10 protein-coding genes are annotated in these 13,139 nt (G+C 61.7%); 3 read left to right on the forward strand and 7 right to left on the reverse strand.

Features of this window, described 5'->3' with window-relative positions:
* Positions 1-111: 111 nt before the first annotated feature.
* The 6 genes from FZZ93_RS08320 to FZZ93_RS08345 all read right to left on the reverse strand — a co-directional run bounded on the left by FZZ93_RS08320 (position 112) and on the right by FZZ93_RS08345 (position 7,334).
* Positions 112-1,452 carry a glycerate kinase type-2 family protein gene (locus FZZ93_RS08320; RefSeq protein WP_149321863.1) on the reverse strand — a complete coding sequence of 447 codons (1,341 nt, stop codon included), beginning with the start codon at positions 1,450-1,452 and terminating at the stop codon, positions 112-114.
* Positions 1,453-1,774: 322 nt separating this feature from the next.
* Positions 1,775-2,662 (reverse strand): 2-hydroxy-3-oxopropionate reductase, encoded by an 888-nt coding sequence (locus FZZ93_RS08325; RefSeq protein WP_149321864.1) that lies wholly within the window; start codon positions 2,660-2,662, stop codon positions 1,775-1,777.
* A gap of 344 nt (positions 2,663-3,006) precedes the next feature.
* Positions 3,007-3,783: a hydroxypyruvate isomerase gene (gene hyi, locus FZZ93_RS08330; protein ID WP_149321865.1), complete on the reverse strand. Its 777-nt coding sequence runs from the start codon at positions 3,781-3,783 to the stop codon at positions 3,007-3,009.
* A gap of 73 nt (positions 3,784-3,856) precedes the next feature.
* Entirely contained in the window at positions 3,857-5,632 is a 1,776-nt protein-coding gene (gene gcl, locus FZZ93_RS08335) for a glyoxylate carboligase (protein WP_149321866.1), read from the reverse strand.
* Positions 5,633-5,949: 317 nt separating this feature from the next.
* Complete coding sequence (locus tag FZZ93_RS08340) at positions 5,950-6,801, reverse strand: bifunctional allantoicase/(S)-ureidoglycine aminohydrolase (RefSeq protein WP_149321867.1); 852 nt, start codon at positions 6,799-6,801, stop codon at positions 5,950-5,952.
* Positions 6,798-7,334 (reverse strand): ureidoglycolate lyase, encoded by a 537-nt coding sequence (locus FZZ93_RS08345; RefSeq protein WP_149321868.1) that lies wholly within the window; start codon positions 7,332-7,334, stop codon positions 6,798-6,800. Before FZZ93_RS08345 ends, FZZ93_RS08340 begins: the two co-directional genes overlap by 4 nt.
* Positions 7,335-7,813: 479 nt before the next feature.
* On the opposite strand from FZZ93_RS08345, the gene FZZ93_RS08350 reads away from it, so the two are divergent.
* The gene (locus tag FZZ93_RS08350; protein ID WP_246146158.1) at positions 7,814-9,181 is read left to right on the forward strand and encodes a YfcC family protein; all 1,368 of its coding nucleotides are present in this window, start codon (positions 7,814-7,816) and stop codon (positions 9,179-9,181) included.
* A gap of 149 nt (positions 9,182-9,330) precedes the next feature.
* On the opposite strand, the gene puuE is transcribed toward FZZ93_RS08350, so the two are convergent.
* Complete coding sequence (puuE, locus tag FZZ93_RS08355; protein WP_149321870.1) at positions 9,331-10,266, reverse strand: allantoinase PuuE; 936 nt, start codon at positions 10,264-10,266, stop codon at positions 9,331-9,333.
* Between the two features lie 592 nt (positions 10,267-10,858).
* Here puuE and FZZ93_RS08360 point away from each other — a divergent pair.
* Positions 10,859-11,599, forward strand: coding sequence for an aspartate/glutamate racemase family protein (locus tag FZZ93_RS08360; protein WP_149321871.1), 741 nt, complete (start codon positions 10,859-10,861; stop codon positions 11,597-11,599).
* Between the two features lie 118 nt (positions 11,600-11,717).
* A complete protein-coding gene (locus FZZ93_RS08365; protein WP_246146160.1) occupies positions 11,718-13,106 on the forward strand; it encodes an NCS1 family transporter in 1,389 nt (462 codons plus the stop codon).
* The last annotated feature ends 33 nt before the right edge of the window (positions 13,107-13,139 follow it).

Raw genomic sequence — 13,139 nt, forward strand, 5'->3', positions numbered from 1 at the left:
CGGCGGCGATCATCCGTTCGAGCACGCCGGGCCTGTCACTGGCCGGCCCGAGGGTGGCGACGATCTTGGTGCGGCGAATCGGCTCGTGGATCGGAGCATGGGGGGGCAGCGTCATGAGGTCCTCGGCAATACCAGAATGGCACGAAAGTCGTTGACGTTGGTGCGCGTCGGACCGGTAACGATCAGGTCATCCAGCGCATCAAAGAAAGTATAGGCGTCATTACGTGACAGATAGTCGTCTGGATCAAGACCAAGTTTGAGCATGCGCTCCCAGCAGGCTGGCCCGAAGATGGCGCCAGCGTTGTCCTCGGAGCCATCGATGCCATCGGTGTCGATGGCCAGGGCGTGAATGCCCGGCGCGCCCTTGAGGGTCGTGAAAAGCCCCAGCAGGTATTCGACATTGCGCCCGCCGCGGCCGTCACCGCGAACGGTCACGCTCGTCTCGCCGCCGGACAGGATCAACAACGGCCGGGTCAGGCCATCCTGGGCGGCCAGTGCCATCCGCCCCTGGGCCCGCCCCAGCTCGCGGGCCTCGCCTTCCAGGTCGTCGCCCAACAGTCGCACCTCGATGCCCTCGGCCTCAGCGGTCGCCTGACCGGCGGCCAGGGCATCCCGGGCCCGGGCGAGGATCTCGCTCTCGTCCCGGGAAAAGGCGTCGTCATCGGCACGGGGCGCCTCGCCGGGCGCTTCCAGGTGTCTCCGCACACCGGACGATATCTCGATGCCATGTCGTTCGAGAATCGCCAGGGCATCGGCCGGCGTGGTGGCATCGGGCAGGGTCGGGCCGGAAGCGATCAGCGAAGCTTCGTCGCCGGGCACGTCCGAGATGAGCCAGGTCAGCACGCGTGCCGGGTGCGCGGCGGCGGCCAGGCGCCCGCCCTTGATGGCGGACAGGTGGCGACGCACCGTGTTGATCTCACGGATCGGCGCGCCACAGCGCAGCAGTGCCTTGTTGAGGGCCTGCTTTTCGTCCAGGCCGACCCCGGGCGCCGGCAGGGTCATCAACGCCGAGCCGCCTCCGGAGACCAGCGCAATCACCAGATCATCCTCGCCGAGCCCCTCGACGGACTCGAGCATGCGGCGTGCGGCACGCTCGCTCAGGTCATCGGGCATCGGGTGAGACGCCTCCAGCACCTCGATGTTGCGGCATTCGGCGCCCTGCCCTTGTGGACCCTGCTCTTGTGGACCATGGCCATAGCGAGTGACCACCAGGCCCTCGAGCGGTGCCTCGGGATAACGGCTCTGCCAGGCACGCTCCAGGGCCGCCGCCATGGCGGCAGCGGCCTTGCCGGCCCCCACCACCAGAGTGCGGCCGGCTGGCGGTGTCGGCAGCTTGTCGGGCAACAGCGAATCGGGATGGACAGCCTCCACGGCAGTCTCGCCGAGGCGAGCGAGCCAACTGCGCACGGCTTCGGGCCGATAGGGGGAAAGCAGCGGGGAAAGGGCATTCATCAGAGGGTCTCCTTCACGCAGGAAAGTACTGCATAAGTCGGCGAGCGCCGTTCTTGTCGCAACCGCTCCGCTCACAGGCCTTCACGGTTACCATGCGGATGGCGGGAGGTACACCGGGACTTATGCAGTACGTCCCCAAAAACGCCTGGCCAAAAACGCCTGGCCAAAAAAGGGCCCGGTGATCAGGGGTGCTTCAGGGGAAGTCCATCACCGGGCAATGGCCGTAAAACCGGCCTGGCAGACGACGACCCGACGCCTGCCATTAGGGAGCAGTCATCTCCCCTGTCCCCCGCCGGCCGCCACGACGGCCGACGGGAAAGACTCAGCGGCTACCGACTTCGTGGTCGGCGAGCCGTTCGAGGGCACGCAGGATGCCGGCGTGATCCCAGTCGGCACCGCCGTTCGCGGCGCAGGCCTGGAACAGTTGTTGGGCATTGGCGGTACCGGGCAGTGCCAGGTCGAGGCTGCGCGCGCCTTCGAGCGCCAGGTTGAGATCCTTCTGGTGCAGCTTGATCTTGAACCCCGGATCGAAGGTACGGTCGATCATCCGCTGGCCGTGCACGTCGAGAATCTTCGACTGAGCCAGGCCACCGAGCAGCGATTCGCGCACCTTGGACACGTCGGCACCGGCCTTGGAAGCGAACAACAGGCCCTCGGACACCGCCTCGATGGTCAGTGCCACGACGATCTGGTTGGCCACCTTGCAGGTCTGGCCGGCACCGTGCCCACCGATGTGGGTGATGGTCTTGCCCATGATCTCGAGCAGCGGGTTGGCGCGCTCGAAGCCTTCCTGGGTAGCGCCGACCATGATGGTCAAGGCGGCATTGATCGCACCGCCCTCGCCACCGGACACCGGCGCGTCGACATACTCGCCACCGGCATCGTGGATGCGCTTGGCGAATTCCTGGGTGGCCAGCGGCGCGATGGAACTCATGTCGATCACCAGGGTGCCGGGCTTGAGCCCTTCGATGACACCGCCTTCGCCGAATAGCACCTCTTCGACATCGGGGGTGTCCGGCACGATGGTGATGACCACCTCGGCCCCTTCGGCAACCGCCTTGGGATTGTCGAGCTCCTTCATCCCCTTGGAGGCCAGGGTCTCGTCCAGACTGCCACGCTTGACGGTGGTCAGCTCATGGCCGGCATCCAGCAGGTGGCCCGCCATGGGACGCCCCATGATGCCAAGGCCAATAAAACCGATCTTGCTCATGATATTTCTCCTTGCGGAATACGAGCCCCTCTCACGGCCATGCTGAGGTTGAAAGGGCTTAACCGGCGACAAGCCTTCGCGAGGGCGCTGTGAACCCCTCCCTGGGCGCTACATCCGCCATCCATGGCGGATGACCCTCGCGCCGCCTTGTCCCCGGTGCCCATCAGCGATGGCATCCGGAAAACGAGCTCTTTAAGTCTTTAATTTTCAATGTCCATGTATCGACACACATGACGAGCGATGGCTGGTCGGTCACCGCCGGAGCGGAGGAGCCAGAATGTACGTGTCAGTACATGAGGACTCCGAGCACCGCCGGCGATCGAGATGCCGAGCGCAGTCATGTTTCAGCGCACGCCATCAAGCCAGCCCAGCCCTTCCTGAGTAGACCCGGCCGGCTTGTACTCGCAGCCAATCCAGCCGTCATAGCCCAGGCGATCGAGATGACCGAACAGGAAGGGATAGTTGATCTCGCCGGTGCCCGGCTCGTGACGACCCGGGTTGTCGGCAAGCTGCACGTGAGCGATGCGGCCGAGGTGCTTCTCGATGGTCGGCGCCAGATCTCCTTCCATGATCTGCATGTGGTAAATGTCGTACTGCAGCTTCAGGTTCTGGCTGCCCACCTCATCGAAGATCGCCAGCGCCTGCTCGGTACGGTTGAGGAAGAACCCCGGGATGTCGCGGGTGTTGATCGGCTCGGCGATCAACAGGATGCCGGCGGCCTCGAGCTTCTCGGCGGCGAAGCGCAGGTTGTCCACCAGGGTATTGCGCGCTTCGTCGTCGCTGACGCCCTCGGGCTGAATGCCGGCCAGACAGTTGACCTGAGTATTGCCCAGCACCTTGGCATACTCGATCGCCCGGTCGACACCGGCGCGGAATTCCTCGACACGGTCGGGATGACAGGCGATGCCACGCTCGCCGGCGCCCCAGTCACCGGCCGGCAGGTTGAACAGCACCTGGGTCAGACCGTTGTCGGCGAGGCGTTGCTTGATCTCGCCGGCCTCGAAGTCGTAGGGAAAGAGGTATTCGACCCCCTTGAAGCCAGCCTTGGCGGCAGCCTCGAAGCGATCGAGAAAGTCCACCTCGGTGAACAACATGCTGAGGTTGGCAGCAAACTTGGGCATCTTGATCTCCTTCTGGGTCGTTGGTTTTTTAGCGAGGCCTGTCTTCGGCGGCCCCTTGCACGTTCTGCATGTCTCAGGTCAAAGCGGCGATGGACGTCGGCGCGTCTTCCTGATTCTCGGCCAGTTCCTCGAACTCGTTGATTCCCTTGAGATCGGTGCCCATGGAGATGTTGGTCACCCGCTCGAGGATGATCTCGACCACCACCGGCACACGATGCTGCTGCATCAGCTCGCGGGCTTCGGCGAAGGCCTCGCCGATCCGCTCGGGATCGGTAACCCGCAGCGCCTTGCAGCCCAGACCTTCGACCACGGAGACATGGTCGACGCCATAGCCGTTGATCTCGGGGCAGTTGATGTTCTCGAAGGAGAGCTGCACCTGGTAGTCCATGTCAAAACCGCGCTGGGCCTGGCGAATCAGCCCCAGGTAGGAGTTGTTCACCAGCACGTGAATGTAGGGCAGGTTGAACTGCGCGCCCACGGCGAGCTCCTCGACCATGAACTGGAAATCATAGTCGCCCGACAGTGCGACGATATCGGTCTCCGGGTCGGCACGACGCACCCCGAGCGCAGCCGGAATCGTCCACCCCAGCGGGCCCGCCTGACCGCAGTTGATCCAGTGGCGCGGCTTGTAGACGTGCAGGAACTGGGCACCGGCGATCTGGGAAAGCCCGATGGTGCTGACGTAACGGGTGTTCTTGCCGAAGGCCTTGTTCATCTCTTCGTAGACGCGCTGCGGCTTGACCGGCACGTTGTCGAAGTGAGTCTTGCGCAGCAGGGTACGCTTGCGCTCCTGGCATTCCTCGGCCCAGGCGCGGCGATCCTTGAGCTTGCCCTCGGCCTTCCACTCCTTCGCCACCTCGACGAACAGCTCCAGCGCCGCCTTGGCATCGGAGACGATGCCGTAGTCCGGCCCGAAGATGCGACCGATCTGGGTCGGCTCGATATCCACGTGGACGAAGGTGCGCCCCTCGGTGTAGGAATCCAGTGCACCGGTATGGCGGTTCGCCCAGCGGTTGCCGATGCCCATGACGAAGTCGGACGCCAGCATGGTCGCGTTGCCGTAACGGTGAGCGGTCTGCAGCCCCACCATGCCCGCCATCAGCGGATGGTCATCGGGAATGGTGCCCCAGCCCATCAGCGTCGGGATAACCGGCACGCCGGTGATCTCGGCGAACTCGGTGAGCAGCTCGCTGGCATCGGCATTGATGATGCCGCCGCCGGCCACCAGCAGTGGCTGATCGGCCTCGTTGAGCATACCCATCGCCTTCTCGATCTGCGCACGCGAAGCGCTCGGCTTGTAGGCCGGCAGCGATTCGTAGGTATCCGGATCGAACTCGATCTCGGTCATCTGCACGTCGATCGGCAGATCAATCAGTACCGGCCCCGGGCGCGAGCTGCGCATGATCTGGAAGGCCTGCTGGAAGGCACGCGGCACCTGGGCCGGCTCCAGCACGGTGATGGCCCACTTGGTGACCGGACCGGCGATCGCCTTGATATCGACCGCCTGGAAATCCTCCTTGTGCAGCTTGTTCGCCGGCGCCTGACCGGTGATGCACAGGATCGGGATGGAATCGGCGGAGGCCGAATACAGGCCGGTGATCATGTCCGTGCCGGCCGGCCCGGAGGTGCCGATGCACACTCCGACGTTACCCGGCTGGGTACGCGTATAACCCTCGGCCATGTGCGAGGCGCCCTCGACGTGACGCGCCAGGACGTGATCCACACCGCCGACATTGCGCATCGCGGCGTAGAAGGGATTGATGGCGGCGCCGGGCAGGCCGAAGGTGACATCGACCCCCTCTTTCTTGAGCACGTGAACGGCAGCTTCCGCAGCGGTCATGCGAGCCATGACGATTCCTCCGGTGACGGGTTTTATTTTTTGGAAATAATTTCTGTATACAGAGACTAGGCTCACTCATCGGGAGCCGTCAACACTCAATGAAAAATATTTCCAGTTAATTCATCACTGGTAATTCAATAGGTTGCTAAATACGGAAAAATTTCCCGAAAAATCACGACACAAGGTTATCGGCGGTGTAGAAACACCTTGTCCGAGGCTTACGAGCACTCGTGAGAGATCTCCTGGATACAAGACAAAGAACCCGCCCGGCGCAAGCGCCGGGCGGGTTCTTTCAGGTCTGTCGCAGTTAAGCTGAGCAGCGGCGATCAGCGACGCTTGCTGTAGGGCAGCGCCATGTGCCGGTTGACGTCCTTGTACAGCAGGTAGCGGAACGGGCCGGGGCCACCCGCATAGCAGGCCTGGGGGCAGAAGGCGCGCAGCCACATGTAGTCGCCTGCCTCGACTTCCACCCATTGCTGGTTGAGGTGATAGACCGCCTTGCCCTCGAGCACGTAGAGCCCGTGCTCCATGACGTGGGTCTCGTCGAAGGGAATCACCCCGCCCGGCTGGAAGGTGACGATGGTCACGTGCATGTCGTGACGCATGTCGTCCGGATCGACGAAGCGCGTGGTAGCCCAGACCTCGTTGCAGTCCGGCATCACCGTCGGCTCGATGTCATTCTCGTTGACCACGAAGGCCTCGGGAACGTCGATGCCGTCGACGAATTCGTAGGCCTTGCGAATCCAGTGAAAACGCACCGGCTCATCGGCTTCGTTGCGCAATTGCCAGTCGCTGCCCGGCGGAATGAAGGCATAACCGCCAGGCACCATGCGATGCCGCTCGCCGCCCAGGGTCAGCACCAGCTCGCCCTCCACCACGAACAGCACGCCCTCGGCCCCCGGGTCGGTCTCGGGCCGTTCGCTGCCGCCGCCTGGTGAGACCTCCATGATGTACTGGGAAAAGGTCTCAGCAAAGCCGGAGAGCGGCCGGGACAGGATCCACAGCCGGGTATTCTCCCAATGAGGCAACTTGCTGGTCACGATGTCACGATAGACGCCCCTGGGGATCACCGCGAAAGCCTCGGTGAACATGGCCCGGTCGGTGGTCATGACCTTCTGATCTGGATGGCCGCCATGGGGGGCATAATACTGTCTCGGGGTCACGGGGCGCTGGCTCATTGCTTCTCCTCGCATTCAGTGTCAGACGGCGCGACGGCCTCATGCTCGGGCAGGGTCACCCGAATCTCGATGGGATGCTCGTCGCAATTGTTGCCCTGGCCACCGCGATCCACCACCAGGAATTCACCCTCGCGCTCCAGCACCGACTGAATGGCATGCCAGGTGCCGGCGCGGTAGTTGACGCCCTGGCGACCGTCGGTGACGAAAGCCCGCACACTCTCGGGGTCGATACTCTCACCGGACGGCGCCACCACGATCAAAAAACGCTCCTCATGCATCGGCACGAAGGCCTGGCTGCCCTGAGGATGGCGTTCGAGGAAATCCAGCGTCAGCGGCACCTCGACGGGCTGGCTGACGAAGATGCTGATCAGCGCCCTCGCCTCTTCGCCCAGCGTCTCGACCCGCGCCAGATCATGATAACGCCGGGTGCGACCGGCATTGATGTGGAAGTAATCGGCGATGCGCGTATCGATCACCTCGCCGAAGGGGGCGAACGCCTCCTGAGTAAGCGGGCGTGCCTCGAGTTCAAGCATATAACCTCCTGCATGAGAGATAAGCCATCTCCCGGCCATGACTAACGGCTACGGTACTGCGAATGCTTCCGGAACCGTCACTTTCTTACTTATTGATCTTTTCGGCATATCGATCGCCAGTCACGACCCTCGCCAACGGGCATGTTCTTCCTCGAACATCAATGTATCAGTTTGCTTAAAAAATTATGGAAATCTTTTTCACAATAAGCTTCAATCGAGGAAGTGGCAATACCGAAGAGAAGAGACAGACAAGCCTCCCTCGTTTCAGCCACTGGGCAGCAATGGCGTCATGACGCCTTGTGTCAACTGCGCACTTCACTCACCCCTCGAGAGTCAACGTACCTGCTCCCCGCAAGGTACATCCGCTTCATCCACCAACAACAACCCCGAGGTACTGCATGCCCCAACAACCTCAAACCACTGATGCTCGAGCGTCCCGCAGGAATCACAAGAGCTCGTTTCAGATACCACATATCTATGTGATTCTGTTCATCTTCATAGCTCTTGCCTCGATAGCCACCTACTTCGTCCCGGCTGGCACCTATGAACGTATCCCCGGCCCAGATGGTCGCACCACCATCGACGCCGCATCCTTCCAGTACGTCGAATCGACCCCCGTCGGTCCAGTCGACTTCATGCTGGCGATTCCCAATGGACTGATGAGTGCTGGCCAGGTCGTGTTCTTTACCTTCATGATCGGCGGAATGTTCATGGTGCTGAGACGCACCGGCATCATCGAGATCGGCGTCGACAAGCTGAGCCGACGATTCGCTAACAGAAGCTTGATGATGATTCCGGTGCTGATGACCACCTTTGCCGTGGTGGCCACGCTGATCGGCACCCAGGAACTGTCGCTTGTCTACGTGCCAGTCATCCTGCCATTGATGATCGCCCTGCGCTTCGATTCGGTGACCGCCGCCGCCGTGGCTCTCTGCGCCACGACAGCTGGTTTCACTACCGGTGTCCTCAATCCCATCAATACGGGGCTGGGCCAACAACTCGCAGGTTTGCCGCTCTATTCGGGCTTCGCCCTGCGCGCGATTATTTTCATCATCATCCTGTGCGTCGGCATATTTTTCGTCATGCGCTATGCACGCAAGGTTCACAGCGACCCATCGTTGAGCCTGATGGCCGATGATCCTACCGAAGCGGAGAAGCGCGCTTCCTATCAGCATGCCACCTATGAAGGCGCCCTGGTTGCCAATTCCCGCCAGAAGCTTGCCGCCCTTGCGGCCTTCGGCTTCTTCGCCCTGCTGGTGTACGGAGTACTCGCACAAGGCTGGTTCATGATGGAAATGGCTGGCCTGTTCATCGTCATGGGCATCGTCGTTGGTCTGATAGCAGGCCTGAACGGAGAAGAAATCTGTGAAGGGTTCAACCAGGGGTTCCGGGATGTCCTGGTAGGCGCCATGATCGCCGGCATCGCCCGGGGCGTCGCTGTGGTGCTTGAGGATGGCCAGATAATGGACACGCTGGTCTACGGGCTTGGCAACTTGGTCGGCGAGCTCCCCAGCCTGCTGTCGGCCATCGGCATGTACCTCGCCCAACTCGGCTTCAATTTCGTGGTGCCCTCCGGCAGTGGTCAAGCCCTGGTTACCATGCCAATCATGGCTCCCTTGGCCGATCTTATCGGCGTTACTCGACAGACCGCCGTACTGGCCTACCAGCTCGGCGATGGTATCGGCAACATCCTCTATCCCACATCCGGATACTTCATGGCGACTCTGGCATTGGCCGGCGTGCCCTGGCAGAAATGGATCAAGTTCTTCTTCCCGCTGTTCTGCACCTGGGTTCTGATCTCGCTGTGCCTGCTGACCTTCGCCCAAGCTACCCAATGGACCGGCTAAGCCTTTCTGCGCCTCACTCGCGCCTCCCAGGCTGAGGTCGCCTACCTGACACCCCCCACTCCATCGCAGCAACTGATCCTCGAGGCAATCTCGAGGATCGGTTGCTGCGGTCCTTGTCGCCAAGGGGCCAAGACATTGCACCGTTCGATTTACCCGCGTACCGGATGACGCTCGGCCCAGTGCCGAGCGATATCCACCCGCCGTGTGACCCAGACGCGGTCGTGCGCCTCGATGTGATCGAGGAAACGCTGCAGGGCGCGGAAGCGGCCGGGTCGTCCGATCAGGCGGCAATGCAGCCCTACCGAGAGCATCTTCGGCGTTTCCTCGCCCTCGGCATAGAGAACGTCGAAGGCATCGCGCAGGTAGGTGAAGAAGTGATCGGCGGTATTGAAGCCCTGGGGCGCGGCGAAGCGCATGTCGTTGCTGTCCAGGGTGTAGGGCACCACCAGGTGATCGTGCTCGCGGCCCTGGCTGTCGGCCTCACGCGTCCAGAATGGCAGGTCGTCGCCATAATAGTCACTGTCGTAGAGGAAGCTGCCCTCGTCGAGCACCAGGCGACGGGTGTTGGGACTGTCGCGGCCGGTGTACCAGCCCAACGGCGTCTCACCATACAGCGACTGGAAGATCTCGATCGCCTTGCGCATGTGCTCGCGCTCGATATGCTCGGGCATTTTCTGGTAATGGATCCAGCGATAGCCATGACAGGCGATCTCGTGCCCCAGCTCCTTGAAGGCATGCGCCACTTCGGGATTGCGTTCCAGGGCCATGGCCACGCCAAAGACGGTCAACGGCAGGCCGCGTCGCTCGAACTCGCGCAGTACCCGCCAGACACCCGCTCGGGAACCATACTCGTAGATCGATTCCATGCTCAGGTGGCGGTCCGGGTAAGAATCCGCACCGATGATCTCGGACAGGAACTGCTCCGAGCCGCTGTCGCCGTGCAGCACACAGTTCTCGCCGCCTTCCTCATAGTTGAGCACGAACTGGACGGCGATGCGTGCCCGGCCCGGCCAGTCGGCATGAGGAGGAGTGCGGCCATAGCCGATCAGATCACGGGGATAGTCGCGTCGAGTCGATGATGTCATGACGAAGCTTCCTTCTTGTTCTCACGGCGCTCGTGTTGCGGTCAGGTGTCATGGGGCGTGGCGCATGGCAGACGCATTTTGAGCGACAATATATGTATACAATAAGATACTAGAATGTACCCATCTTGGATGCAAGTCCCAACTCCCGGGCAATATCGTCGGAGTCGCGCCTGACCAAAGCCCATCTTATGTTGGTGATTGCATGTTCAGGCTCGGCTTTTGTATACAAAAAATCAAGTCTTGTACCTGATCCCCACCGTTCACCGGTCGACACGTCTCGCATCAATGTGCTTCACCAGCGATCATGACCCATGGCAGCCGCTACGCGGGTGGAATCGTCCATGGCAGGACAAAAAGGTATACAGTTGACTCGGCGCAAACTTCACCCAGGAAAAGGAGCTAACTGGATACTTAAATGTATACATATACTGGAGACAATTATTGATTGCGCATGCAACTGTAACTACCTGTTTAGCAGAGGAAAAAAGCGTCTTTCATCGAACTGAAAAACCTCTTGCCTTCAACATCGTTCACTTCTATTTTGTGTACAACACCGCCAAGCATTGTTCACAAAAATAATTCGGGAGCCGTCATGCGCCTCAATGTCATCAACCCCAACACGACTCGCGGCATGACCGACACCATCGCCGCCGCCGCACGGCGCATCGCCGCGCCGGATACCCACGTCATGGCGACTCAGCCGGCACATGGCCCGGTGTCCATCGAGAGCCACTTCGATGAGGCCATCAGCGCCGTGGGCGTGCTGGAGGAAGTGGCCAACGGCGACCGAGAGGGCGCGGATGCCCATGTCATCGCCTGTTTCGGCGATCCCGGACTGCTGGCGGCACGCGAAGTGACACGCGCACCGGTGATCGGTATCGCCGAGGCCGCCTTCCATATGGCGACCCTGATCAGCACGCGGTTTTCGGTCGTCACCACCCTGGGGCGCACCGGAATCATTGCCGAACACCTGCTCGAGCAGTACGGCTTTCGCCATCACTGCCGCCGGGTGCGCGCCGCCGAGATTCCCGTTCTCGATCTCGAGGACGATGGCGACGCCGCCTTGAAGCGCATCATCGAAGAGTGCCGACGGGCACGCGACGAGGACGGTATCGGCGCCATCGTGCTGGGATGCGGCGGCATGGCCGATCTCACCGACGAGATCGCCGAGGCGGTCGGCCTGCCGGTGGTCGAAGGCGTGACCGCCGCCGTCAAACTGGCCGAGGCACTGGTCGGCCTGGGACTCGGCACCAGCAAGCATGGCGATCTTGCCTTTCCCCGACCCAAGGCTTTCGTCGGCCGTTTCGAGCATCTGTCCGGCACCACTAAATAGAAATAGCCAGACTCACCCCTCCTGACATCGCGCCAGGACACATACCGCAAGCCCCCCGATTTCCCAGCGGAAACGGGTAACAACGACAATCATTGAACCACTTGCGAGGTCATCCACCATGGCACCTTCCCCTACAGGCGCCCCGAAGGGCGCCAAGGCCGCTATCGATTCCACGGCACCGCCCACACTCGAATCAGGCACCAAATCGGCAGGCAACGAATCCCTGGCGCCCCAGAAGACACGCATCATGGGGCGTACCTCCTACCTGCTGGCCTGGTTCGGCGGCTGCGTATCGATCGGCACCTTCACCATGGGCTCCAGCGTCGTCGGGAGCCTCAACCTGATCCAGGCGACCCTGGCCATCGCCATCGGCTGCTTCGTGATCGGCCTCGCCCTGGCCCTGAACGGTGCCCCGGGCTACAAATACGGCATTCCCTTCATGGTCCAGGCGCGCAGCGCCTTCGGCTTTTCCGGCACTCGCTTGCCCGGGCTGGTGCGTGCTGTGCCGGCCATCGTCTGGTACGGCTTCCAGAGCTGGATCGGCGCTGGCGCCCTGAACATGGTCTCGGCGACCCTGTTCGGTTTCGACAACCTGATCTTTTTCTTCATCACCTTCCAGTTGCTGCAGATCGCCCTCTCGGTGCTGGGCTTTCAGGGCATCAAGTGGCTGGAGAACATCGGCAGCGCTTTCATCCTGTGTTCGTTGGTCTATATGTTCTACAGCACGATTCAGCGCTACGGCGACGAGCTCTCCGCCAGCATGCTGACCATGGACGGCTCCTGGGGCATGCCCTTCTGGGGCGCCACCATGCTGTTCCTGGGGATCTACAGCACCATGATGCTCAATGTCAGCGACTATTCCCGCGAACATAAGGAAGGTACCGGGCCGGGCCTGCTGACCACGATCTACGCTATGTCGATCCTGCCCTGCACGATGTTCATGGGGCTGATCGGCTACATGGTCTCCGAAGCGACTGGCGTGGCGGATCCGGTCAAGGTCTTCGCCAATGCCGTGGACAACACCCCGCTGCTGATGACCACCCTGTTGTTCATCGCCTTCGCCCAGGTCACCACCAATGTGCTCAACAATGTGGTACCGCCGACCTATGTGCTGATGGATACCTTCAAGCTGAAGTTTCGCACCGCGACCGTGATCGTCGGTCTGCTGGCCTTCGCCACCTTCCCCTGGGAGCTGGTCAAGGATGAATCCGCCGCCGGCCTGCAGATGTTCGTGCAGACCTATTCGGCCTTTCTCGGTCCGATCTTCGCGGTGCTGGTGGTGGATTACTACCTGATACGCCGCCGCACCCTGGATCTCGGCAAGCTGTACGACGAGAACGGCCCCTACCGCGGCGTCAACGTCGCCGCCCTGGTGGCCACTGCAGTGGGCGTGATCGCCGCCTTCAGCATATCCACCGTGTCCTGGTACGCCAGTCTGATCCCGGCGGGCCTGACCTATTATCTGCTGATGAACTATTGGGCGCCCTGCCAACGCTTTCGCGACTGAGCCTTGCGATAACGTGAGAGCCCTTCCCAACGG

It is taken from the genome of Halomonas eurihalina (assembly GCF_008274785.1).
GTDB classification, from domain to species: domain Bacteria; phylum Pseudomonadota; class Gammaproteobacteria; order Pseudomonadales; family Halomonadaceae; genus Halomonas; species Halomonas eurihalina.

What these genes read in the sequence shown, in the direction of transcription:
- FZZ93_RS08320 (WP_149321863.1), bottom strand. Translation starts at nt 1,452, where the DNA reads ATGAATGCCCTTTCCCCGCTGCTTTCCCCCTATCGGCCCGAAGCCGTG.
- FZZ93_RS08325 (WP_149321864.1), bottom strand. Translation starts at nt 2,662, where the DNA reads ATGAGCAAGATCGGTTTTATTGGCCTTGGCATCATGGGGCGTCCCATG.
- hyi (WP_149321865.1), bottom strand. Translation starts at nt 3,783, where the DNA reads ATGCCCAAGTTTGCTGCCAACCTCAGCATGTTGTTCACCGAGGTGGAC.
- gcl (WP_149321866.1), bottom strand. Translation starts at nt 5,632, where the DNA reads ATGGCTCGCATGACCGCTGCGGAAGCTGCCGTTCACGTGCTCAAGAAA.
- FZZ93_RS08340 (WP_149321867.1), bottom strand. Translation starts at nt 6,801, where the DNA reads ATGAGCCAGCGCCCCGTGACCCCGAGACAGTATTATGCCCCCCATGGC.
- FZZ93_RS08345 (WP_149321868.1), bottom strand. Translation starts at nt 7,334, where the DNA reads ATGCTTGAACTCGAGGCACGCCCGCTTACTCAGGAGGCGTTCGCCCCC.
- puuE (WP_149321870.1), bottom strand. Translation starts at nt 10,266, where the DNA reads ATGACATCATCGACTCGACGCGACTATCCCCGTGATCTGATCGGCTAT.
- FZZ93_RS08360 (WP_149321871.1), top strand. Translation starts at nt 10,859, where the DNA reads ATGCGCCTCAATGTCATCAACCCCAACACGACTCGCGGCATGACCGAC.
- FZZ93_RS08365 (WP_246146160.1), top strand. Translation starts at nt 11,718, where the DNA reads ATGGCACCTTCCCCTACAGGCGCCCCGAAGGGCGCCAAGGCCGCTATC.